21 protein-coding genes and 1 riboswitch are annotated in these 24,623 nt (G+C 48.3%); of the genes, 17 read left to right on the top strand and 4 right to left on the bottom strand.

Going from position 1 to position 24,623, the window contains the following annotated elements; genetic code table 11:
* Window positions 1-6 precede the first annotated feature (6 nt).
* The 4 genes from queG to NSS94_RS04105 all read left to right on the top strand — a co-directional run bounded on the left by queG (window position 7) and on the right by NSS94_RS04105 (window position 3,773).
* Entirely contained in the window at window positions 7-1,755 is a 1,749-nt protein-coding gene (gene queG, locus NSS94_RS04090; protein ID WP_069011278.1) for a tRNA epoxyqueuosine(34) reductase QueG, read from the top strand.
* A 107-nt stretch (window positions 1,756-1,862) separates the two neighbouring features.
* Window positions 1,863-2,117: a YneF family protein gene (locus tag NSS94_RS04095; RefSeq protein WP_013308742.1), complete on the top strand. Its 255-nt coding sequence runs from the start codon at window positions 1,863-1,865 to the stop codon at window positions 2,115-2,117.
* Window positions 2,118-2,171: 54 nt separating this feature from the next.
* Window positions 2,172-2,765 (top strand): GTP cyclohydrolase I FolE, encoded by a 594-nt coding sequence (gene folE, locus NSS94_RS04100; protein ID WP_013308743.1) that lies wholly within the window; start codon window positions 2,172-2,174, stop codon window positions 2,763-2,765.
* Between the two features lie 162 nt (window positions 2,766-2,927).
* Window positions 2,928-3,773 (top strand): lipoate--protein ligase family protein, encoded by an 846-nt coding sequence (locus NSS94_RS04105; RefSeq protein WP_341038725.1) that lies wholly within the window; start codon window positions 2,928-2,930, stop codon window positions 3,771-3,773.
* Between the two features lie 204 nt (window positions 3,774-3,977).
* On the opposite strand, the gene NSS94_RS04110 is transcribed toward NSS94_RS04105, so the two are convergent.
* Window positions 3,978-5,357 (bottom strand): Fe-Mn family superoxide dismutase, encoded by a 1,380-nt coding sequence (locus NSS94_RS04110; RefSeq protein WP_341038727.1) that lies wholly within the window; start codon window positions 5,355-5,357, stop codon window positions 3,978-3,980.
* A 256-nt stretch (window positions 5,358-5,613) separates the two neighbouring features.
* Window positions 5,614-6,651, bottom strand: a complete 1,038-nt coding sequence (locus NSS94_RS04115) for an alpha/beta hydrolase (RefSeq protein WP_029515779.1) — start codon at window positions 6,649-6,651, stop codon at window positions 5,614-5,616.
* Window positions 6,652-6,951: 300 nt separating this feature from the next.
* Here NSS94_RS04115 and NSS94_RS04120 point away from each other — a divergent pair, with 300 nt between their 5' ends.
* Both NSS94_RS04120 and thiC read left to right on the top strand, forming a co-directional pair.
* Window positions 6,952-7,695 (top strand): IclR family transcriptional regulator, encoded by a 744-nt coding sequence (locus tag NSS94_RS04120; protein ID WP_039270658.1) that lies wholly within the window; start codon window positions 6,952-6,954, stop codon window positions 7,693-7,695.
* Window positions 7,696-7,850: 155 nt separating this feature from the next.
* A riboswitch (TPP riboswitch) is annotated at window positions 7,851-7,963 on the top strand.
* A 187-nt stretch (window positions 7,964-8,150) separates the two neighbouring features.
* Window positions 8,151-9,995 carry a phosphomethylpyrimidine synthase ThiC gene (gene thiC, locus NSS94_RS04125; protein WP_069011280.1) on the top strand — a complete coding sequence of 615 codons (1,845 nt, stop codon included), beginning with the start codon at window positions 8,151-8,153 and terminating at the stop codon, window positions 9,993-9,995.
* 122 nt (window positions 9,996-10,117) lie between these two features.
* Here the strand turns inward: thiC and NSS94_RS04130 are convergent, their stop codons facing one another.
* A complete protein-coding gene (locus tag NSS94_RS04130) occupies window positions 10,118-10,270 on the bottom strand; it encodes a hypothetical protein (protein WP_010348453.1) in 153 nt (50 codons plus the stop codon).
* 508 nt (window positions 10,271-10,778) lie between these two features.
* Here NSS94_RS04130 and NSS94_RS04135 point away from each other — a divergent pair.
* From NSS94_RS04135 to NSS94_RS04140, 3 genes are all read left to right on the top strand, one after another.
* Window positions 10,779-11,615, top strand: coding sequence for a YitT family protein (locus NSS94_RS04135; protein WP_029515776.1), 837 nt, complete (start codon window positions 10,779-10,781; stop codon window positions 11,613-11,615).
* A gap of 625 nt (window positions 11,616-12,240) precedes the next feature.
* A complete protein-coding gene (locus tag NSS94_RS26185) occupies window positions 12,241-12,579 on the top strand; it encodes an SdpI family protein (protein ID WP_445671539.1) in 339 nt (112 codons plus the stop codon).
* Between the two features lie 44 nt (window positions 12,580-12,623).
* Window positions 12,624-12,971, top strand: coding sequence for a DUF1648 domain-containing protein (locus NSS94_RS04140; protein WP_322251841.1), 348 nt, complete (start codon window positions 12,624-12,626; stop codon window positions 12,969-12,971).
* A 73-nt stretch (window positions 12,972-13,044) separates the two neighbouring features.
* On the opposite strand, the gene acnA is transcribed toward NSS94_RS04140, so the two are convergent.
* On the bottom strand, window positions 13,045-15,756 hold the full coding sequence (gene acnA / locus NSS94_RS04145) for an aconitate hydratase AcnA (RefSeq protein WP_029515773.1): 2,712 nt from the start codon (window positions 15,754-15,756) through the stop codon (window positions 13,045-13,047).
* A 420-nt stretch (window positions 15,757-16,176) separates the two neighbouring features.
* Between acnA and NSS94_RS04150 the strand changes: the two genes are divergently transcribed.
* The 8 genes from NSS94_RS04150 to NSS94_RS04185 all read left to right on the top strand — a co-directional run bounded on the left by NSS94_RS04150 (window position 16,177) and on the right by NSS94_RS04185 (window position 24,615).
* Window positions 16,177-17,172 (top strand): amidase domain-containing protein, encoded by a 996-nt coding sequence (locus tag NSS94_RS04150; protein ID WP_069011283.1) that lies wholly within the window; start codon window positions 16,177-16,179, stop codon window positions 17,170-17,172.
* A 73-nt stretch (window positions 17,173-17,245) separates the two neighbouring features.
* Window positions 17,246-18,334 (top strand): D-alanine--D-alanine ligase, encoded by a 1,089-nt coding sequence (locus tag NSS94_RS04155; protein WP_039270664.1) that lies wholly within the window; start codon window positions 17,246-17,248, stop codon window positions 18,332-18,334.
* 101 nt (window positions 18,335-18,435) lie between these two features.
* The gene (locus tag NSS94_RS04160; protein ID WP_013308754.1) at window positions 18,436-18,759 is read left to right on the top strand and encodes a hypothetical protein; all 324 of its coding nucleotides are present in this window, start codon (window positions 18,436-18,438) and stop codon (window positions 18,757-18,759) included.
* A 139-nt stretch (window positions 18,760-18,898) separates the two neighbouring features.
* Window positions 18,899-19,900 carry a UV DNA damage repair endonuclease UvsE gene (uvsE, locus tag NSS94_RS04165; RefSeq protein ID WP_069011284.1) on the top strand — a complete coding sequence of 334 codons (1,002 nt, stop codon included), beginning with the start codon at window positions 18,899-18,901 and terminating at the stop codon, window positions 19,898-19,900.
* A gap of 174 nt (window positions 19,901-20,074) precedes the next feature.
* On the top strand, window positions 20,075-20,941 hold the full coding sequence (locus tag NSS94_RS04170; protein ID WP_029515769.1) for an inositol monophosphatase family protein: 867 nt from the start codon (window positions 20,075-20,077) through the stop codon (window positions 20,939-20,941).
* Window positions 20,942-20,980: 39 nt separating this feature from the next.
* A complete protein-coding gene (locus NSS94_RS04175; protein ID WP_029515768.1) occupies window positions 20,981-21,223 on the top strand; it encodes a hypothetical protein in 243 nt (80 codons plus the stop codon).
* 124 nt (window positions 21,224-21,347) lie between these two features.
* The gene (locus NSS94_RS04180) at window positions 21,348-23,078 is read left to right on the top strand and encodes a sensor histidine kinase (protein ID WP_209018226.1); all 1,731 of its coding nucleotides are present in this window, start codon (window positions 21,348-21,350) and stop codon (window positions 23,076-23,078) included.
* Window positions 23,056-24,615, top strand: a complete 1,560-nt coding sequence (locus tag NSS94_RS04185; protein WP_340931313.1) for a response regulator transcription factor — start codon at window positions 23,056-23,058, stop codon at window positions 24,613-24,615. Before NSS94_RS04180 ends, NSS94_RS04185 begins: the two co-directional genes overlap by 23 nt.
* Window positions 24,616-24,623 lie beyond the last annotated feature (8 nt).

Below are 24,623 nucleotides of genomic sequence, written 5' to 3' on the forward strand. Positions count from 1 at the left end.
TATCGGATGCAACGCGGATTGACTCAGGCGGCTGCCGGAACCGCTTCGACTTGGGCTTCGCTCAAGCAGGAAATTATTGAGGCGGCTCCAGGGCTGGGTATCGACTCCATCGGGTTCGCATCCGCCGACCCCTTTCTGTCTCTGAAAGCTATATTGGAAGAGCATCGTGCGAAAGGCTATGAATCCGGCTTTGAGGAGCCAGATATTGATAAGCGGATCTACCCGGAGCTGTATGGCTCACAGCCTGCATCTCTGATTGCTATTGCAGTGGCGTATCCTTCCAAAATGAAGGACCCGCCGAAGTCGGACAAGGGGAAGTACCGTGGTATTTTGGCGCGTTCAGCCTGGGGGAAAGATTATCATCTGGTACTACGCGAAGCGATGGAAAAGCTTGAGGCTTTTATAAGCGAGCGGGTGCCTGATGCCATTATGAAAAACATGGTGGATACCGGAGAACTGTCGGATCGAGCCGTTGCGGAACGCGCAGGGATTGGTTTTAGCGGCAAAAATACGATGATGATTTCACCGACACTGGGATCATGGATTTATCTGGGGGAGCTGTTGACGAACATTCCTTTCCAGCCAGATGAACCGGTTACGGATGGTTGCGGAGAGTGCACCAAATGTTTGGATGCCTGTCCTACGGGCGCGCTTGTAGGTCCTGGACAGCTGAATGCCCAGCGGTGTGTGTCCTTTTTGACGCAAACCAAGGGCTTTTTGGACGAGGAGTTTATGCTGAAAATAGGGAATCGGCTGTATGGATGTGATACGTGCCAAATCGTATGTCCCAAAAATCGAGGCCTTAACTGGGATCATCATCCCGAGCTTACACCCGATCCTGAAATTGTGAAGCCGTTGCTGCTGCCGTTATTGGATTTGAGCAATCGCGAATTTAAAGACCGATTTGGTCAAAGTGCGGCGGCCTGGCGGGGGAAGAAGCCGATTCAACGCAATGCAGTCATTGGTCTTGGCAATTTCAAGGATGTTAGCGCGGTGCCCAAATTGACGGAGGTTTTATTGGATGATCCGCGTCCCGAGCTGCGAGGCACGGCGGCGTGGGCTTTGAGTCGAATAGGAGGGGAAAACGCTATGACAGCGATCAAGCAAGCATCAGAGAAGGAACAACATGAGCAAGTACGCGAAATGATCGCACAGGCGCATTCCAAGCTAGAGGAACAAGAGCAGGCAGAAGAGCTAAAGGCATCTGAATTATCAAAATCAGAAGTAACGGCCGGGGATTCACAGAGTCCAACCACCATTTATTATGATGAGATGGAGACACCTGTGGGCACGTTAACGCTGTGCGCTACGGATCGGGGGCTGTGCCGAATAGACTATGGCGTTTTTCATGCGAAGGAAGCACTGCTTCAGCAATGGGCCCGAACATGGATTGGGGAATATGTCTATGTGCAGGAGCCGGAAAAGCTGCGCGAAGCTGCGGACCAACTGCGTGAGTATTTTGCCGGAGAACGGCGGGAATTTAGTATAGCTTATGATTTGAGAGGGACTCCTTTTCAAGAGCAGGTGTGGCGTGCACTGCAAAATATTCCGTACGGACAAAGTGTGTCCTACAAAGATATTGCGGAATCGATCGGACGAGCCAAGGCAGTACGTGCTGTGGGTGGAGCCAATAACAAAAATCCGTTACCCATTCTGTTTCCATGTCACCGAGTATCGGGTGCTAACGGAAGTTTGGTCGGTTATGCTGGAGGCTTGCCAGTCAAGACGAAGTTGCTGGATTTGGAGAAACAATAAGGACATATGTTTGCAAAAAGTGATTTGCTAGCTGTCCCATGTTTTGCTATGATAGGTTCGTGTGTAATTCAAGATGTTTCATATAAATATACAGAGGTGACGACTTCGTGGTGTGGAATATTGTCATTCCGATTATTACCCTGATTGCTGGTTTGGTTGGGGGATTTTTCATCGGTGCTTATTATCTTCGTAAACAGCTTGAAAAGATGCAAAACGACCCTGAAACGCTGCAAAAAATGGCCAAACAGATGGGTTACAACCTGAATGGGAAACAAATGCAAAAAGCCCAGCAGATGATGAAGAACCAACAGTTCTCCAAAAATCAGCCTGGTCCGCGTAAAAATCAGGGCCGTCGGAAATAATGAGCAACGTGAGTACGGATGCCGCATGAGGTTGCTGCATAGAGGAGGATTACTGTGGCTGGCGTAAAAGATTATATTAACCGCAAAGCTGCGGATAACCGGGATAAAATCGAGTACCATGTGGAGCAGATTTTACAACTGATCGGTGAGGACCCCAAGCGTGAAGGGTTGTTGGAAACACCGGCACGCGTTGCGCGCATGTATGAGGAAATATTTGCGGGTTATGAGGTTGATCCCCGGGATGCGCTGGGTGTGACATTTGACGAGAATCACGAGGAGCTTGTGATCGTGAAGGACATCGTCTATTACAGCCAGTGTGAGCACCATATGGCTCCTTTCTTCGGAAAAGTGCATATCGGCTATGTACCCAGCGGCAAAATTGTAGGATTGAGCAAGCTTGCACGCCTGGTAGAGGCAGTGACCCGCCGATTGCAGGTACAGGAGCGTATTACTTCACAGATCGCTGATATTTTAAATGAAGCGGTCTCCGCTCACGGGGTTATGGTAGTCGTAGAAGGCGAGCACCTGTGCATGTGTGCAAGAGGTGTCAAAAAGCCTGGTAGCAAAACAGTAACGTCTGCGGTACGCGGTACGTTTCGTGATGATGCAGCGCAGCGCGCAGAGTTTCTGTCGCTGCTTAAGGATTGATCGAACATCGCAAGACGTTTATGTGATGAACAAAAAAGGGTGGTTTACGCATAGGCGTAGCCACCTTTTTTTGTTAACATCAGATATAAACGACGGGATAGCCGCCTTAAAATTACGATTAGCCTATGGATAACAGTTATTTTTATAGATAGGGGATAACGTATGGAGAATGTACATAGATCAACAGAAAAAACAACAGCTTTGCCTGAGTTGCAGTGGTTTGAAGCACCACTTGCGGACACTCAGGAGGACGTTTTGTCTCCGCTGGCTTGGGAGGAGCTGGCCTGTCGGCAAGTAGGGAAAGGAGCTGCACCCATTTTGCATCTTTGGCGGCATCCGTCAGCGCTTGTGATCGGTCACCGGGACCGCAGGCTCTCTTACGCCCCACAAGCGATGGAGCGAGTGCGCAACGCGGGAACTTCGGTATGCGTACGCCCCTCAGGTGGAGCAGCCGTCATGCTGGACAGGGGGGTGCTGAACCTGTCCTTGATCCTGCCGAATCCACAGCGGGCCATCAGCCTGCATGAAGATTTTCGGCTCATGGCAGGGCTAATTGCCGATGCGCTGGTTCCGTGGTCTGGCGAGGCGCAGACCGGAGAAATCCCCGGGTCCTTCTGTCCCGGGGATTACGATGTCAGCGTCCGGGGCCGCAAGTTTTGCGGCATTGCACAGCGACGTCAAGCCAAGGCGTATATCATCACAGCCTTCGTGATGATTGAGGGCAGCGGTGCAGAGCGTGCACAGGCGGTACAGCAATTCTATACAGAGGCAGCCGGAGATACGTCGACAGGCGTGCAGCAGCAGGATTACCCCCGGGTGAATCCAGCAACGATGGGTAGCCTGGCAGAGCTGGCTGGAGTGCCGTCTGTTGAGGCGTACACGGCATCTTTGCGCCGTGTCGTCGAGAGCCAGACAGCCATTTCACCTGCCGATAGCTGGCTGGTACAACCGGAAGGATGGACCGAACAAATGGCAGCGCTCAGAGAGCGATACGATTTGCAGGTGTAGTTTGTCTTTAGCTTAGAAGCCTATTAGTGCGTGTTCAAAAAGTCGGCTTTTCAGGACCGAGAAAGTTGGATGAAGCTAGGGACTGAGTAGCGGAGCGTAGACAGATCTACGTGAGCAACGGAAGGCCCGGCTGAATTCAAGATTCGACGTCGAATCCGCTTCTTGAATAGCTTCGTTATGGAAAGACGACTTTTTGAACAACCTCTAGAAGGGTTGCCATCTCAGCTTGGAGGCTTGATCGTAGCGTGCTTCCACTTCAGGCCAGTTAACGACATGCCACCAATCCTCAATGTATTTGTTGCGCTCGTTTTGATGCTTTAAGTAATATGCGTGTTCCCACACATCTATCGCCAGCAGCGGAATGGACTCCCATTGAGTCAGATTCTGGTGCTTTTCGGCCTGCAAAATTTCAAGCCGTCCCGCGCGCGGACTCCATACCAGGATCGCCCAGCCGCCACCCTCGACCTTTTCGGCTGCCGAACTGAATTGTTTTTTGAATGCATCGTAGCTGCCAAAATCTTTTTTAATCTGTTCAGCCAGCGGTCCGCTTGGGTTTCCACCGCCTTGAGGACTCATGATCGTCCAAAAAAGAGTATGCAGATAATGGCCTGCGCCGTTGAATGCCAGTTCGCGTTCCCAATGTTTTACGAGATCAAAATTACCTGTTTTTCGGGCTTCTTCCAGCTTCTTTTCCGCTTTATTCAGGTCATTCACATAGCTCAAATGATGCTTGTCATGGTGAATGCGCATCGTTTTTTCATCAATATACGGTTCAAGCGCATTATAGGGGTAAGGGAGCGGTGGGAGTCGATGTCCTCCAATAGGAACCGACCGGCCGATTGAGGTTTTTTCCGTTGCCGAAGGTTGAGCCTGGCTGGATTTGACGCCTTTAGTCGTCCATGTGCCTTCTCCCCTTATGCCTGCCTGACGTTCTCGAAACGCTTCCTCTGGGTAATTCTCACCCTCTGTCGCTACATGATACAACCCAGCAGCCCTTGCGATGGAGCCAGGTTCTTGAAAGGGGGTTGTCGAGATCAGGAAATATTGGCTTTCATGTGCCGCGTGTAATACAACTCCAGCGGATTTTGGCTGCTGACGCAATGCATGACTGTGCTCGCTCAGCAGACCGAGCTGCCGTACATACTCCTGTGACTGGCGGTTTGCGGTTTGTAGCAAATCGTCCAATCGACGATTTAATTCTTGTGAGTCAGGCTGAGCGTTTAATGCTGACTCTGACGATGGCATCTTTACAGATGATGATGCGTCTAATCCCCTTGACTGTTTTGGAGGTTCAGTGAATTCGTGTGTATGTGCTTGTGGGGCAGCCGCCAGCTGTTTCCATTCCTGATGCCACGCCTGATCTGCCGGATCAAGTGCGCTCCGTTGCTCTTCAAGCAACTCTATGGCGGTGCGTTCCGTCTGTTCGAATACAGTCCGCCAATCATCCAGCAGCCGTACATAAGTAGGCTCCAGTCCCTCGGTAGCGGATTTAATCACTTCCACATGCCAACTTTCCTGCTGCTTCCAATGCCGAATTTCCTCCAGCACACGTAAGGGCAGGAAAGACCCATAAGTACTCAGCATCGTTTTATACCTCCCGTATCCCACTATGGCTATCCGGCGGATCTGGCAGATCTGCCCTGGATGCATACGTACCCAGTATATTCGCTGTCCTATCGGGAATATGTCTATGAACTCGCTTAATTTGGTCACATCTGTTACGTAGAACAAGAATACCATGGTAAACGAAAAAGAAGCCCAGCTACGGCACGGGTTAGTGTCCGTAGGCAGGCTTCTTCAAGGTGAAGAATTAAATACAGTTTTTTTGAAAAATAATTCTTTACTTTGTAGTCGTTTGTTTGTGGGCATCAGCGATCGTTTTCTTGTCCTCCAGCTCCTGTACACTGCTTAGAAACGTCGATACCCGCCGTAGATATTCACGGGGATGCTCTCTGAAAATAAGCTCATGTATTCCGTTTTTGACAATCCATACACTAGAAAGTGGGTTGGTTTGATTGGCAGCGAGCTTTTCCGCAATAGGATAAGGAGCCTTTTCATCCTGTGTACCATGCACAAACATGATCGGGAACGGATAGTTTTCCTTTTTAACCTCCTGATATGGAATCTGATGCAAGCTGGTGCCGTTCAAGACTGGAAACAGCAACTCCAGAATTTCCAAAGACGGATGTCTTGGCAGGTTAATTTGATTGTGAATGTTATGGTACAGCGTATCCGGCTCCAACAGGAAAGTGCTGTCCAAAATCATTGCGTCCACATCCTTGGTTTGCAAGCCCGCCTGAAGAGCGGTTCCTGCCCCCATGGAGAAGCCCCATACGATAATCTCCGACGAGCCGCGTTGCTTCGCAAGCTGGATCGCTCCGAGAAGCTGCTGGGATTCCGCTTTGCCTCCGGTTGCGACTGATTTGCTGTTTTGTGACGCGAATCCATAATCGAACATGACCACATTAAAGTTCAAACTGTGGGCATAATGCGCCAGATCATACATGGGAATCCAGCTTTCTTCGCGGTTAGCTCCATAACCATGGCTGAAAATAATCGTTTTCCGCGATTGATCCGCCGGGATATACCAGCCTTGTACCATGCGGCTACCATCCTTGGCAGGGAAGCTGACTTCCTCATAAGGCATGTTTTTGGCCTGCATCGGATTAGAGTACAGCGGCGCGACGGTAGGATTCGTAAGTACCCATGCGATGTAAGCATGCAAGGCAATAAAACAAAACAACAGAAAAAAAACGACCGACAGCAGCAGAGCAATCACAACGTGCTTGAACCGCAGCAGACGGGGATTAAAGAGTGGGGTGGACGGCTCCTGAACAGCGGTCTGTAGCTGAGAGTTGCGCTGGGATGTAGAAATCATGTAAGAGCCTCCTTATATAAAATTGATCTTCGTTTCAATAGAATTTAGGTATAATTCCACTTGAAAATGATAGTGTATATCCGTATAGATACCTATTATCGTATGATGGGGGTTATCCAAAGTCAACGCCTGAACCGGAAAAGTAAAAATGATGCAAAGAATTGTCGATGTTTGTTCTCGTTCTGTAATATGGTTGTCACAAAAACATCGGTTTACAGTAGCCGCGACTATTCTATATAATTTATGTAACCATGTTTCATAGTGTGAAACGAATATGGATACAAGAGGAGCGGTTCACGAATGGAAGACCGTAAATTAACCGTTCGCGCTGTAGAGCGTGCACTTGATATATTGCTGTGTTTTACCGCAGATTCGGATCTTGGCCTAACGGAGATTGCCTCCAAAATTGGTCTACATAAAAGCACGGTTCATCGGCTGCTGACTACGTTGGAGGATCGGGGCTTTGTCGTTCGGAATGCCGAAACGGAAAAATATCGACTTGGCTTCCGCATTTGGGAGCTATCCACACATTTGTCCCAAAGTGACGAGCCGGCGGTGTTGTTACAGCCTGCAATGGAAGGACTGCGTGACCGTCTGGGCGAAACGGTCAGCTTGTACTTACGGGACGGCAGCATGCGTATTCGCATACAAGCCGTGCAGAGCAATCAGGCGATCCGCAGGGTTGCGCCTGTGGGTGCGCGTATGCCGCTGGCTGTAGGAGCCTCCAGTAAGGTGCTGGCTGCCTTTATGCCGCCGCAGGAGCTGGAAGCCCTGCTAAGCGGGAATGAATGGCCGCCCTCGGTAGACGCGGAGGTCTATAAAGCCCAGCTGCAGGACATTCGCGAGAAGGGCTATGCGACCAGCTATGAAGAACGGGAGCCAGGGGCCGCTGCTGTGGCAGCACCAATTGTGAACCGGAAGGGACAGGTCACTGCGGCTTTATCTGTATCCGGTCCGGTCAGTCGGCTTGCACCCGAGACGCTACATGACTTTGCTCCGATTTTGATCGAAGCGGCGAAGGAAATGGGGCTTATGCTTCCGTAACAAGAATGAATGCAGTTGAAGCAAGCAAAGTGATTTGGTGAGGAGCGTCTTCTTGCTAAATGGAACCTAGAAGGGTTGCCAAAGCCATAAATTTGAAGTAGTCTGATAAGGATGGCGGGATGTCTGTTATGTCCGCCTCATGTGAATAGAAGTATCGCAGTTACTGGGGGAGCCTGTAATGCCGGGCTGAGATGGAATCGTGTAAGATTCCGGACCCTTTGCACCTGATCTGGATCATACCAGCGTAGGGAAGTAATCGGCCATTGAAATGTATACGCAGCTGCTGTCTACGGTGACGCATTGGAATAGGATTATTCCACATGTGCACGGTCTGGATAGCTGCCTCGTTAGATTAGCCGGTTCCCTCGGGAACCGGCTTTTTTGCATAGATCAGCGCCACCCTGGGAATGGTTCCGGATCGGTGTGTCATTTCATCGAAACAGGAGGAATGGACAATGAAGCCGACAGAAGTAGAAGGAACAAAAGGAACAGAATTTAAATCAGCAGAAGTAAGGTTGGCAGGAACAAGGGAAGTTGGGGTAGAGAAGACAAACGGGGAGCAAGCCAGTGGGGTAACGCCCTTTCCAGGGAGCCGTAAGGTATATATTCAAGGCTCGCGGCCGGACATTGCCGTCCCAGAGCGGGAAATTGCTCTTCATCCTACACATACGCCGCAGGGCACGGAGCATCATGAGCCATTGCGTGTGTACGATACGAGCGGTCCCATGACTGACGAAGCCTATCAGGTCGATATCCGTCAGGGCCTGCCTCCATTACGGCGAGCTTGGGCACTGGAACGGGGCGATGTGGAGGCTTACGAGGGACGCGCCGTCAAACCGGAGGATAATGGACTGAAACCTGGCTCCAAACGGGAGACAGTTGAATTTCCCGGCGTGACCAACCGTCCGCTTCGTGCTTCGCAAGGTCGTACAGTGACGCAAATGCATTATGCACGGCAAGGGATCATTACGCCCGAAATGGAATTTGCGGCGATCCGCGAAGGGGTGGAGCCTGAGTTTGTACGGCAGGAATTGGCGGCTGGACGAGCCATTTTGCCTTCGAATATCAATCACCCGGAAAGTGAGCCGATGGTCATTGGGCGTCATTTTCACGTGAAGATCAATGCGAACATTGGTAATTCTGCGGTTACCTCCTCGATTGAGGAGGAAGTGGAGAAAATGACCTGGGCTGTGCGTTGGGGCTCGGATACAGTTATGGACCTATCCACAGGCCGTAATATCCATACCACACGTGAATGGATCATTCGGAATTCTCCTGTACCGATTGGAACTGTGCCGCTGTATCAGGCACTTGAAAAGGTGAACGGCGAAGCAGAAGCGCTGACGTGGGAGTTGTATCGCGATACGCTGATCGAGCAGGCGGAGCAGGGAGTGGACTATTTTACAATTCATGCGGGTGTATTGCTGCGGTATATACCGATGACGGCGAATAGAATGACGGGAATTGTGTCCCGTGGCGGGTCGATCATGGCAGCCTGGTGCCTTGCGCACCATCAGGAGAATTTTTTGTATACACATTTTGAAGAAATCTGCGAAATTATGAAAGCCTATGATGTGGCCTTTTCTCTCGGGGATGGTCTACGTCCAGGTAGTATCTATGATGCGAATGATGAAGCACAGTTTGCAGAGCTGGAAACGTTGGGCGAGCTAACGCAAATCGCATGGAAGCATGATGTTCAGGTCATGATTGAGGGGCCGGGACATGTCCCTATGCATAAAATCAAAGAGAATGTGGATTTGCAAATGGAGATTTGTAAGGAAGCTCCTTTCTATACCTTGGGACCGCTCACGACGGATATTGCCCCCGGATATGATCATATTACCTCAGCCATCGGGGCGGCGATGATCGGTTGGTTCGGGACGTCCATGCTGTGCTATGTTACGCCTAAGGAGCATTTGGGTCTTCCGAATAAGGATGATGTCCGTGAGGGTGTCATTACCTACAAAATTGCGGCACATGCTGCCGATCTGGCGAAGGGCCATCCACGGGCGCAGCAGCGGGATGATGCTTTGTCCAAGGCACGCTTTGAGTTCCGCTGGCGGGATCAGTTCAATCTGTCGCTTGATCCCGAGCGGGCCTTGTCCTACCATGATGAAACGCTACCAGCAGAGGGAGCCAAGGAAGCACATTTTTGCTCGATGTGCGGCCCCAAATTTTGTAGTATGCGCATCACGCAGGACATTCGCGCCTATGCAGCGGATAAGGGGCTGAACACCGAAGAAGCAGTGGCCGCTGGGATGCGTGAGAAGGCAGAGCAGTATCGGGATGGCGGTCAGTAAAACGAATGTGTGAGTTTAGGAACGCATGAATCAAAAAAAGCCGTGGTTCTCTACAGTCGATGTAGGAAACTACGGCTTTTTGGCTTATGTAAAGCGAGTCATGCAACCGGATAAACGGCGCCTTATTTTTTACCCATTTTTTCATTCAAAATGTCCTGAAAGCTGAGCTTCTTCTCCGAGCTATCTTCTTTCTTCTGCATACTCACCGCGTTGGCACGTTGGTATTGGTGGTGAAAGGGCATCAGGGTGTGGACGGTTAAGTTCATTGTATTCATGTAGATCATTCCTCCAATTCCATATTGTCAAATTCAGATTGAGTTGCTTAGGACGTCTGTATAGGACTATTTATATGTACTTGATGTCGCAATGCTATGTAGGTTGCTTGGTTATGTTTCAATCATTATACCCACATTTTTTCAAAGTAAAACGCTTTTGACATAAAACAGGAAGATGGTCATGTGTGTTCAAAATGCCGATTAGGAGGATGGTCGTTTTAGGGGAAAATGTGCCTAGGTCTAAAACAAGGGCTTGAGGCCCGTTTTCTTAGTTTAGTAGTCGGGATTGTGTTTTTTTGTCGAATAACCTTGTAAAAGGAGGGTTTTGCGGACTCCTCAAGTCAGGATTGAGGCAGTCTGGTGGCGAATTAAAGTGTCAAAGTTGTATTGACTTTATGTTTGGTAGTAGATACCATGAACTGGTTGTCAGCGTATTTTGACAACAAGAGTCAGCCAATCGATCTGGCGATTCATCCTTTGAAATGTTAGAGAGAGGATTAGAGCATATATGAAAAAATGTATTGCAGACATCGCATTTATTATTCTGGGTGCGTTTTTTTTCGCGCTAGCTGTTAATCTGTTTGTGATCCCGAATGAGTTTGGCGAGGGGGGCGTTACAGGGGTCACAATCATCCTGTACTACCTGTTTCAGTGGTCTCCCTCGATCGTTAATCTGGTGATTAATGGCTTGCTGCTGATTGTCGGATATAAATTTTTAGACAAGAGAACGACCTTGTACACTATCATTGCGGTCGCTTTTAACTCGCTGTTTTTACATTTAACAGTCAACTGGCGGATTGATTCGCATGAGCCGACGATTAATGCCGTATTTGCCGGAGTTTTGGTGGGGGTTGGCATAGGCCTAATCGTACGGGTAGGCGGCACTACGGCGGGTACGGTCATTTTAGCACGGATTGCCAACAAGTATCTGGATTGGAATATCAGTTATGGCCTGCTGTTTTTTGATTTGATTGTCGCATTCTCTTCCTATTTTATTATTGGCCCGGAGAAATTGATGCTAACTATCGTTATTTTGTACGTTGGTACGAAGGTGATGGACTTTATGATCGAAGGACTGAACCCCAAAAAAGCGGTCATGATTATTTCGGAGCACCAAGATAAAATTGCCGAGATGGTCATTACGAAAATGGATCGTGGAGTTACTGTCCTGTCAGGCCACGGTTATTACACTAAAAATCCAAAAGAAGTGCTGTATATCGTCATTAGTAAACAAGAGGTATCGGCGCTTAAAAAGATAGTGAAAGCCATCGACACAGCAGCGTTTATCACCATTCATGACGTGCGGGACGTGTTCGGAGAAGGTTTTCTGGATATTTCGAAGTAACTGGTGGTGTGAAGATAAGGTTATAGGAGAATAGGGTAGGAAGTCGGTCCTGAGGGATCGGCTTTTTTGCTTTGAGATGTTTATTTTAATAATCGAAATAGAGTAGATAGATAATAACTTCTTTTCGAAACAGAAGAAAAGCTATTTTTTGTAAAAAAATATTGTGAATGTGACTTTGATCTCTTATTTTTTTGAAAAATATGCATTATGATCTGACAATAATATATATTTTATTAAAATATATTCATTTTTTATAATGAAGTATTATAAATACACTTACTTCTAAAATCAACTGAGAAACAGTTCCAAGTGAGGTTGTTTTGAGTGGAGAATAACTATGATTTAAAAAAAGAATTTAAAAAGCCGTGGATTCAGATTTCTATTTTATTTATTATATTGCATTTTATAAATATCATTTATTATATTGCCTTCAATGAACCCGCTAAAGCTCCCTTTAGCTTTTTTTATTGTGTCATCAGGAGCGATGATTATCTCTTTTCTTATTGTTGTCTTGTATCCAAAATTCTCGAAACATAGAGAACAATTTTCTGAAAATAATTTGGTTCCATATCGTAAAATATGTTCCAGTGTGTTTGTTGTTCTAAATTTTATTTTTCTTTTTTTAATGTTACTGTATTCAAATGCTATTTACTTCAGTCCCTTAAATATAGTTTTATTGGTTTCAGCGATATCGCACTTAACAGTAGGTATCACATTCACTAAATTAACACCTAACCGTTTAATTGGTTTGAAGTTCCCATGGCTGCTTTCGAATGAAAAGGCATGGAAGAAGACGCATCGTATCTCTGCTTATATTTGGATAGCCTTTGGCTTAATCGGGATCGTTATAGGATTAGGACAAGAAGTTAATGTGTGTATGGTGCTCGCTTCTTGTTTACCGACGATGATTAGTTTTGTTACTTCTCTCTTTCTAAGCCATAGGTATAAAAATATAGACTGCTGATATCTGTATAATGCGGATCGATTTAGCATATTAGGGGGATTTCCATGAGAAGTAAATTAAATTTTTCTAATGTATTGTCTTTTCTTATTTCTGTTTTGCCTTTCATTATCTACCTTTTCATGTATCCGAGAATGCCTAGGAATGTAGCAATCCACTACAATTTCAATGATGTGGCTGACCGTTTTGTTGACAAATCCTCCCCTGAGGTATGGTTGTTGTGTGGAATCAGCCTCATATCTTTTATGATTATGCTTATGCTCCAACCCTATTTCAGTCGTCAGTTCAAGAGCGAAGAAGGCTCTGCAATCATGGAAAGCCTGCCTGGTCTCTTCACACTCCTTATAACCCTAGTGTTCTCAGTTCTCGGCATATGTTTCCTTTTAAAGGCTTAAATCATATAAAAAATCCCCTCTCAATGTGCAGTTTCCACTGCATTTGGAGGGGATTTTGTTATTTATACGCTCTTTACTCTTGAATCATTTGACGCAATACGGTTTGCAGAATACCACCGTTGTGGTAGTAGTCGATATCGACGGTGCTGTCCAGACGGGCAATTACCGGGAATTCGAACTTTGTGCCATCCTCGCGTTTAGCCACAACTGTAAGCTCTTGACCAGGCTTCACGTCATTGTTAATGCCGAGGATGTCGAAGGTTTCGCGGCCATTGAGGCCCAAGCTGGACCAGCCATAGCCCTCCTGGAATTGCAGAGGCAGTACACCCATGCCGACTAGGTTACTGCGGTGAATCCGCTCGAAGCTTTCGGCAATGACAGCCTTAACGCCCAGCAGAAGCGTACCTTTGGCCGCCCAGTCACGAGAGCTGCCTGTGCCGTATTCCTTACCAGCGATGACGATCAGGTTCTGATCGGCTGCCTGATATTTCATGGACGCATCATAGATGGACATTTCCTCATCCGTTGGCAAGTATTTGGTCACGCCGCCTTCAGTACCTGGAGCCACATTGTTGCGGATACGGATGTTGGCGAATGTACCGCGCATCATGACCTCGTGGTTACCGCGACGGGAGCCGTAGGAGTTGAAATCCTTGCGTTCCACGCCATGCTCCTTCAAGTACAGTCCTGCCGGGCTGGAAGGAGCAATGTTGCCTGCTGGTGAGATATGGTCCGTCGTGACCGAATCATTCAACAGGGCAAGCACACGGGCATTACGGATTTCCTTGATATCCTGCACGCCATCCTGAAGTTTTTCAAAGAATGGTGGATTTTGAATATAAGTTGATTTTTCATCCCATTCATACAGTTCGCCTTCAGGAACCGGAATGGAGTTCCATTTTTCATTGGCAGTAAATACATTTTCGTATTTGCGACGGAACATATCCGGGCTGAGAGACAGGCTGATGGCTTCCTTGATTTCCTCGGAAGTGGGCCAAATGTCTTTCAGGTAGACAGGCTGATTGTCCTGATCGTAACCGAGCGGATCATTCACCAAATCAATGTTCACTGTACCTGCCAGCGCATAAGCGACAACCAGTGGCGGTGAGCCAAGATAGTTGGCTTTGACCTGCGCATGCACACGGCCTTCAAAGTTCCGGTTACCGGAAATAACTGCGCCAACCGTTAAATCATGGTCTGTGATAGCTTGACTCACTTCGTCAGGAAGTGGGCCGGAGTTACCGATACAGGTTGCGCAGCCGTAGCCTGCTACATGGAAGCCGAGGGCTTCGAGCGGTCCGATTAATCCCGCTTTTTGCAGGTATTCCGTCACGACGAGGGAGCCTGGCGTCAAGCTTGTTTTAACATAGCCTGGCTTTTTGAGCCCACGCTGCACTGCCTTTTTGGCCAGCAAGCCCGCACCGAGCATAACGCTTGGATTGGAGGTATTCGTGCAGCTTGTGATAGCCGCAATAACGACTGCTCCTGTACCTAACTCGCTGGTGGAGCCGTCCGGATGGGTCAGCGGAATCTTCTGTGCGATTTTTTCATCGCTCAGTCCATAGCCGCCCTTGTCCACTGGGGTACGAATAATGCCTTCAAACGTTTCTTTCATGCGGCCAAGCTCTACACGGTCCTGCGGACGTTTGGGTCCGGCGAGACTCGGTACAACCGAAGCTAGATCCAGCTCAATGGTATCGCTGAACACAGGGTCCGGTGTATCGGATGTGCGGAACATGCCTTGGGCCTTGTAATATTCCTCTACGAGGCTTACTTGCTCATCGGAACGTCCAGTGCTGCGCAGGTATGCCAGTGTTTCCGCATCGACCGGGAAGAAACCAATCGTTGCGCCGTATTCCGGTGCCATGTTGGCAACTGTCGCACGGTCAGCCAAGCTGATGTTAGCCAGACCAGGCCCGTAAAACTCTACGAATTTGCCGACTACGCCTTTTTTACGCAGCATTTGTGTAACAGTGAGCGCCAGATCGGTGGCGGTAGAGCCTTCCGTCAGACTGCCTGTCAGCTTGAAGCCAATCACATCGGGAGTGACAAAATACAGCGGTTGCCCCAGCATACCCGCCTCTGCCTCAATCCCGCCGACACCCCAGCCAACAACACCAAGGCCGTTAATCATCGTGGTATGGGAGTCTGTTCCTACGAGGGAATCTGGAAAGACGACCGTTTCACCGTCAATGGTTTTGGTAGCGGCAACGGAGGCGAGATATTCCAGATTGACCTGATGGACGATACCTGTGGATGGCGGAACGGCGCGGAAGTTGTTGAACGCCGTTTGCGCCCAGCGCAGAAAACGGTACCGCTCCTCGTTACGTTCAAACTCTACATTAATGTTGTAATCCAGCGCATCACTGGTACCGAAAGCATCGACCATGACCGAGTGGTCGATAACGAGATCGACGGGAACGAGCGGATTGATTTGCTTCGGGTCCCCGCCTGCTTTTTTCACCGTATCACGCATAGCTGCCAAATCGACAACTACGGGGACACCGGTAAAATCCTGTAGCACGATGCGTGCAGGAATGAACGGAATCTCCTTGTTGGTGTCCCGATCCTCAGCCCAGCCTGTCAGCTGCTGTACATGTTCTTCAGTGATGGCGCGTCCGTCAAATTGGCGAACCGCGGCTTCCAGCAACACTTTAATGGAGAAAGGCAGCTTGGCGATACCGCTTTTTCCTTGTTCCTCCAGTGCCTTAAGACTGTAGTAGCGATAAGGCTTCCCGTTAACTTCCAGACTACGGGCGATGGAGAATTGATCTTTTCCTGACATAAGTATTACCTCCTTGAAGTGAATGCTTGGGGGAAAATAGGGATGTCGTTTTTTCGACGTCTTGCCCAGTTGGTTTAAATTGGTTGCGTTCTCAATTACATCTTCAGTGCTTCATAACGTGTTAGAGGTTGTGATGAATGCAATTTGTTTCATTAGATGAAACATGATTTCAAAATGATTGCTTTTGGATTAAGTATACCGTTTTCAGGCAGTTCCGTAAAGTTTTTTTGGCCTAAATGATGCCTTGCAGATTGGAAAATAAAACGTTCCGCTCCCTCGCGTTTCGATGTTCATACCAAGCTTTAGAGATTCATACTTATAGATAGAGAGCATTTCAGACCAGAGAGGCAAGAAAGGAAGTTATACATCATTCCGGTTATCCCCGGAAAAGGATAGCGGGACGAATTTGGAGGGATAGGGATGGGGGAGCGGGAATGGAAACAGGCCCTTTTTGCTTACGTGAATCAATACAATCGCAGTGAAGTCAATGGTGTACCGCAGCCAGATGAGTATCTGGAGGTGGGCCAGCGGATGGAACGAGCAGCACGTGCGGCCAGATTGGAGCAGTGGTACAACGAACGGGATGCTGTTCCCCTACGCAGCGAGACACGCGCCAAGCCGCTACGAATGGTGCAGGATACGCCGGATGAGGCTGTGGTAGATGTACAACTGCATGTCCGACTCTTTTATGAGAAGGGCGGGATGACTCACCGGGAGGATCGGATTGAACGGGAGCGTCTGACGTTCACACGCGAGGGTGAAGCCTGGCAGGTAGCGAGAATTGAGCGAGATCCGGCAGAAAGGAAGCCAGCGGGGGGAGAGGTTCCTTTTGAACAGGCTTCGTTTAATCAGGGAGGGAGTTTGCCGCTGCTGAATCGCGGTGTGCTGGGCTTTGGTTCGTCCGCACGTCCCAGCCGATATCGCCGTGAAGAAGCAGCGGCTTATGCAGATCAGTGGTGGGATAGCTTTAACCCGGAGTTTGAAGGTTTTGATGTGGATTGCACCAATTATATCTCGCAATGCCTCTTTGCAGGGGGCGCACCGATCCACTATACTGGTAAAAGAGAATCGGGCTGGTGGTATAAAGGACGGGTCGCCGGACGTGAGCTGTGGAGCTACAGTTGGGCAGTTTCCAACAGTCTGGAGCGGTATTTGGGCTCCAGCTCATGGGGTTTGACTGCTGAGCAGGTGAGTCGACCGGAGCAGCTCATGCTGGGGGACGTCATTTTTTACGATTGGGATGGTGACGGAACCTTTCAGCACAGCACGGTGGTAACGGCCTTTGATGCGGGCGGCATGCCGCTAGTCAATGCGCATACGGTAAGCTCCAGACATCGTTATTGGGACTATAAAAATTCGTATGCGTGGACCGACAACACGGTATATCGCTTTTATCACATCGCCGACTATTTTTAAATGAGATGATGGATAACAGGTATAGTGACGCAAATCAGTCATAATGACGAAAGTAGGAAAGCGGAGGATAGGCATGGCAAATCAAAAATTGACCGTAGGGCTGGTGTACGGTGGCAAATCGGGCGAACATGAGGTTTCGCTGCAAACGGCGTATGCGGTAATGAACGCATTTAACTATGAGAAATACGAGATTATTCCTTTTTATATTACGAAGGCTGGCGATTGGCGTAGAGGGGCGCTATTAAGCGCTCCTCTGGCTTCTGTAGAGCAATTGAAGCTGGAACGTGCAGAGGGCGGTACCAAGGCGGCATTAGATACGTTGTTCGGCAAGCTGTACGGAGAGCAGACGCTGGATGTGCTGTTTCCGTTGCTGCACGGCACCTTTGGCGAGGACGGAACGATTCAGGGTCTGTTCGAAATGGCGGATATGCCTTATGTCGGTGCAGGAGTGTTGGCTTCGGCAGCAGGTATGGATAAAGGCGTCATGAAGAAGCTGTTTGAGCATGCAGGATTGCCGCAAGTGAAATACTGTTATTTTAATAGTACACAGTGGGCCCAAACCAGTCATGATCTGGTACGTAATATGGAAACCGAGCTAGGTTATCCTTGCTTTGTCAAACCGGCCAATCTGGGATCAAGTGTCGGTATTTCCAAAGCCAGCAACCGAGAAGAGCTGGAAAAGGCTGTAGATCTGGCTTTGCAATTTGACCTGAAGGTGATTGTCGAGGAGTACGTCGATGCCCGTGAGATTGAGGTCAGCGTACTTGGCAATGACGAGCCGATTGCCTCGGTACCGGGTGAAATTGTATCGTCGAGTGATTATTATGATTATGCTGCCAAATATACGGATGGCCAATCGGAAATGCTTATTCCGGCACCGTTGGATGAGGAAGTGGCAGATCGTATTCGTGAAGCCGCATTACAAGCATTCCGCGCGCTGGAAGGCTGCGGGATTTCCCGTGCCGATTTCTTCGTCAGACGCTCGGACGGACATATTCTTATTAATGAAGTGAATACGATGCCTGGTTTTACACCGTTCAGTATGTATCCATTATTGTGGAGAGAAACCGGCGTATCCTATGCAAGTCTGCTGGACCGCATGATTGCTCTTGCACTGGAGCGTTATGAGCGCAGGTCCGCATTGCACTACGAGAACTCATAAAAGAAACAAAGGGGAGCTGATCACTCTCCTTTTTGTTCATATATATGGCACTTACTTGAGCATTTCACTAAACCCTTAATGATGAAAGGTGGCGGCTACACATGGGCTTTCAAACTGAATTTAACTCCGTATGCAAATTCAAGAGCGAACAAGAACTTTACGAACTGCTGGAATACGGACGTGGCAAAATGGTTAAATCCGGGCTGCGCGTGTTTCCGACAGGCCAGAAGGTCATCGCTTACAGCGTGGACAACGTGGCAGTAGCCATCGTGCAGATTGTGGGCTGTATCGCCGAAATTAATTTCCAGGGCGATGAAGTGACCGAAGTTGAAATGATCCTCATTCGTAAGCTGAATGATGAGGAATCAAGAATTCAGACCGCATTGGCGGATGAAATGTTTTTTGGAGCACAGCAGCAATCCTAGCTGTTTGCTTCTTGCAATTTGTGCGATAACACCGAATCAGCATGTGCTTTTCCGGGTATGATCAGTAGAAAAGGGTTTTAGGTCACAGAACGAAAGCGGCCTTACCATCTACTGCGAACTACTGAAAGGAAGACACCCTATGATCGTAAGGTTAGGTTATGTAGCCATGTCGGTTACCGTGCAAAATGCATCCCCCTCTAAAACCATGACGATGGCCAGCTTTAACAAGATTGGAGACCGAGAAGCTGCGATCCGCAAGCTAGAACGGATAGCAGCTGAAAATCTCCATAATACATTGAGGCTGCTGCGCCATAATCGCGCGAGTGATATCCAGGTCTATCGTTTCTCATCCAAGCTGATTCCGCTCGCGACCCATCAGGATCTGCGGGATTGGAACCCGTTTCAGGCGCTTGCTGCTGACTTTGCAGAGGTTGGGAACTATGTCAAGGCGAATAGGATGAGGGTATCGTTTCACCCCGATCATTTTACAGTGTTAAGCACTCCCCGTCCTGAGGTGTTGGAGAGCTCCATTAATGACTTGAAGTACCACAAAGCGATGCTGGAGGCCATGGGGCTCGGTGCCGAAGCCAAGAACAACATTCATATTGGTGGTGCATACGGAGATAAGGTGACCTCAGGCCAGCGTTTTGTAGAGCAGGTTAGTGCTCTGGATCTTTCGTTAAGAGAACGGTTGACGCTGGAAAATGATGATAAAACATTCAATGCGGTGGAAACACTGGAAGCTTGCAAAATAACGGGCTTGCCGATGGTTCTCGATATTCATCATCAATGGGTCAATAACGAGGGTGAGAAGCCGTGGGAGCTATGGCCGGACATATTGAATACCTGGAAAGGGGAATTGGCCCAAGCCGGATCTTCTACTGATCATCCATTGCCGCCCAAAATTCATGCCTCCAGTCCCAAAAGTGAAAAAGACCCTCGTGGTCATGCAGACGGTGTTCTGGTGGAGCCGTTGCTGACCTTTCTGCGCAATATTGCTGGATATACGGATCGGATTGATGTCATGCTTGAAGCCAAGCTTAAGGATGAAGCGTTATTCGGATTGATGAATGAACTGCGTCTTCAGGAAGATAATGGGGTCAAAGTGCTGGATGGGGCTTCCGTAGAAATTATGCCTTAGAAAGTAGTATTTTGCGGATAAAGCTCTCATTTGGGGAAACTTTATGCAGTTTATTGTGTATACTAGAATGTGTAAACTAGCAAACTTGTACTGAAACAGAGATGGTTAAGAGACTGTGCTGTAGGCCAGCTTCGTAAACCACGTAACAATGATATAGAAAGTAGAGTGAACACGTTGAACGAACATGAAAACGAAAAGGTTCCCTATATCGTATCAGGAAAAAGCTATACGGCCGTGGCTATTAACGCGGCATCCAAAGCCGGGGAATGGATTAAGAGCAAGCTGGGAACTGTTGAACATTTGAATACCAAACAGTCTCCTACGGATCTAGTGACCGAGGTAGATAAAGGTGCAGAACAGATGATTCGCAGACTGATTCTGACCCATTTTCCCGATCATGCGATTTTGGGTGAAGAGGGTGTAGAGCCGGGAGCCGAAGCTTCGGCCCGCGCACTAGAGGCTGCCCGTGAAGAGGAATATTTATGGATTATTGATCCGGTAGATGGCACGACCAATTTTGTACACAGTCTGCCGTATTACAGTGTGTCTATCGCCTTGGCCCATCGTGGAGAGGTGATTGTCGGAGTTATTTATGATCCGTCCCGTGATGAAATGTTTGTAGCGGAAAAAGGAAAAGGCGCATATGTACATGGTAATCGCATGCAAGCCTCAAGAGAAGAAACACTGGGAGATAGTCTGGTGTGCATCGGCTTCCCGCCAGATCGTACGTATGCACAACCGCTAAATATGAAAATCACGCAGGTTCTTACACCTCAGGTACGCGGCATTCGGGCGCTGGGCTCGGCAGCATTGCATCTGGCTTATGTGGCGTCGGGACGGTTATCGGCCTATTGCGAAATTGGTTTGAATGCGTGGGATGTAGCAGCGGGCGCTTTGCTGGTGCAGGAATCAGGCGGTACCATTACCGATACATTGGGCAGACCTTATGACCTGAGTGTACGGCATATTGCAGCTACGAATACAGCTATTCATTCTCAACTTATTCAAGTGCTGAAAGAAGCAGACGCAACCGGGTTATAATTCTACGTAGGGACCATCACCCTAAAGGAGGAAATCGCGATGAGTCAATCCGAAGAATTGGAACGCCAGCTCAGTGAACTGCTGACGGAAGGCGAAATTCGTGAGAATGAGGCCCAAAAGCGGGAACGGCTCAGCCCTAAATATGAGGTGCGGGTTCAGACTCATATCGATCCCATTGTTGAGGAAACGCGTAAATACCGGAGTATGGCACGGGAACTTGATGACCGATACGACGAATATATGAGCAAGGCGGACAAATCGAAACCAACCGATCAACGCTAAGCAAATGCAAATACCTCTTGCCGAATGACCAAGGCATGGGGTATTTTGTATGTTATAAAGGAGGCGACAATCACTGATTACCTACTTTAAAAGCGCTTACAAAAATGCTGGAATCCATCATAAAATGGTACTGCTGATCACGGTGCTTATGCTGGTTAATTTTGCAGTTGTTGCAGTCATACTTAAGTACGTATTTCACATTTATGATAATCAAATGTACAAAAAAACATCCGAAGTACTCAATATTTCTTCAATCGGTATAGAAAATGAGCTGAAGGATGTGGAAAAAGTTACTTTCAAGGTAACAACGGACGAGCAGCTTCAACGTTATTTGCTGCAATTGGAAAAGGAGAAATCCCCTTATGCCAAAATGGTGCTGCGTAAAAAAATAACGAATAGGCTTGTCGCCTTTGCCGGCTCTGAAACCTATGTCTATTCTATGATGGTCATCGACAAAGAGGGACAGGTCATGAGTGCGGGCAACCGCGAAGGTATTCCCCAAGAGCTTCGATCCACCCTGTCGGAGCTGGCAGACGAACATGACGGTTCCAATGCATGGTATGCCGCAGGTCATTCCTCCTTGCTGGCAGCTCGGCAGTTCAAATCCTTTACCGATTCCAATTTTACGCTGAATGGGCTCGGAACGCTTGCGATTCGTGTGCGAATTGACCGGATTGTAGCGGACCGTGTACAAACCTCCGGTCGTGACGGACAACTGATGATTACAGATGGAAGGCGGATGATTTATCCCGAAACACCACTTTTGAGTGAGAGTGATATTCAGGCCGAGCTGGGCCGGAAGCAGCCTTACGGGATTGCGACCTACTCAGGAGGAACCTTTTTCGCTGCTCAAATCAAATCTTCTTATACGGATTGGACGTATTTGCATATGACCCCCTTCGATGATATGTTTCGCAGCATTACGATTATCAAAGAGGTTGTAAGCGCTATTTTTGTCATTATGCTTCTTATCGCATTGGCTCTGGGGGCTAGATTGTCAGGGAGCATTACCAAACCGATCGTTCAATTAATCCAGAACATGCGTAAAATAGAAAAAGGCGATCTCGACCGTTTGGAAGAGGAAGCACTTGGTGCGGTCCCCCTTTCCACACAGGATGAGGTAGGCTTGCTTCATCGAACGTACAAGAAAATGATTCGCCGCATTCGTGAGCTCATTAATGAGAATGTTGCCAAGCAGCTATTACTGCGGGAAACAGAGCTAAAGGCGCTCCAGGCCCAGATTAATCCACATTTTTTATACAATACATTAGAGTCCGTGAACTGGCTCGCCAAGGCCAATAAACAGGATCGGATTTCAGAGATGGTGGAAGCACTTGCCTTTCTATTGCGTAGTGCGGTCAGTTTTGAGGAGCAGCTGATTCCGCTTCGAAAAGAGCTGGATATTGTAAGGAGCTACGTAACGATCCAAAAAACACGTTTTGATGAACGTCTCGTTTTCCATCTGGATATTCCGGAAGAACTGATGGATGCACAAATTCCGAAGCTAACGCTTCAGCCCTTGGTGGAGAATGCCATTCATTATGCGCTGGAGCCGCGAATTGAACCCTGTCAGATTGCTATTATTGCGAGAGAAAGCGAGGGTGCTCTATTTCTGCGAGTTGAAGATGACGGACCGGGAATGACGCCGGATTTCTTGGAAAAGCTGCGAAGCGGGCAGGTTACGACTCGTGGGCAGGGCATTGGACTTACGAATATTCAGGAACGGATTAACCTGACATTTGGTACACCTTGGGGGATAGAGCTGCATAGCGAGTCAGGAACAGGAACGTCGATTCATGTCTGTATTCCATATGTGAAAGGGGATCAGGGTCGTGTACAAGGTGCTACTGGTTGATGATGAGCGTATGATTTTGGAAGGCATATCACAGGTGGTTGATTGGGGGAAAGCGGGCACGAGATTGGTTGGCACGGCACGTAACGGGATTGAGGCTTATGATCAGATTCAAGCCAGCCCACCTGATTTTGTGATTAGCGACATCTCTATGCCAGGACTAGACGGTATCGGACTGGTTGCCAAAACGACGGAGCATTTTCCAGACGTCCGTTTCATTCTGTTGTCTGGCTACAAAGATTTTGATTATGCCTGTCGGGCCATGCAATACGGGGTGAAGCACTACTTGTTGAAGCCATGCAATGAGCGGCAAATTCATGAGGCTCTGACCGAGTTGGGACAGGAGCGGGAGGAGCAGGAAGAACGCAAGCAGTTTGTAAACCGGATGAAGCTAGATTTTCAGCGTATGCTGCCTCATGTGAAGGAACACTTTTTGAAGGAGTTTATTTCCTATAAAACTTACGGTAGCCGCGATATCGCATTTTATGAGCGGTTATTCGGAATTGAATTGCAAGATAAGCAGGTTCGAATGCTGCTGCTGCGGGTGGAGGAATCCCATGAGCCGGAGCATCTGTTTGCATTGCAAAATATAGCGGCAGATTTGATGGATGATGTCTTGCTCAGTACGACCATGCAGGGGCAATTGCTCATCGTGCTGGAAAGCGAGGATGATACGTCACGGTTTATGAAACAGATTGAAGCGGTACGTGCGACATTTCATCGCTTTTACAAACTGGAGGTAACGGTCGCAGTTAGTGAGTCGGATAGTATGCAGCATTCACGGGGGATGTACCGGGAGACACTGCATTGTATGAATCACCGTTTTTACACCGGGGAGGGCAGTCTGATTACGAAAGAGGATTTAGCGACTGAGGATACCCGGGAGATGGCAGATTTGGAGCTGGACGAGGAAAAGTTCGGTCTGCTGATCAAGGCTGGAAATACGGTGGAGGTTGCACAGGAAGTGGATCGGTTATTCGGTATTTTGTCCCGGATGAAGCTGGAAATCTCTGTGACCCGCTCTTATGTGCTTCAGCTCTATGCCGCTATGATCCGTATATGCCCTGAAGAAGAGCGTGCGGCGTTTACGAGCCGAATGGTGGTGCTGGCAGAGCAAAAAACGCTGGCATGTCTCAAATCTTTTGTACAGGAAGCTGCCGAACGAATGACCGCAATCTATTATAAAAGTAATGTGTATCGCCAATCTTCTACCGTTGATAAAATGATCACTATTATTGAGCAAAACTACAGAAAATCCGATTTGTCGCTGAACGGAGTGGCAGGCCAAATGCTGTATATGAATTCCGACTACTTAGGGAAGATTTTCAAAAAGGTGACTGGGGAAAACTTCTCACACTACGTCAATCGTTATCGGATCGAACGTGCGGCTGAGCATATTCGAGAGACAGGAGATGTAAAGGTGTTTGAGCTGGCCGAATGGTTCGGCTTTGGCGGGAACGCGCAATATTTTAGCCAGGTGTTCAAAAAATGGGCAGGTATGACGCCTTCCGAGTACATTAAATCACACGAGAGGGGATGAGCTGATGG

The sequence above is a fragment of the Paenibacillus sp. FSL L8-0644 genome (assembly GCF_038008165.1).
Classification (GTDB): Bacteria; Bacillota; Bacilli; order Paenibacillales; family Paenibacillaceae; genus Paenibacillus; species Paenibacillus polymyxa_D.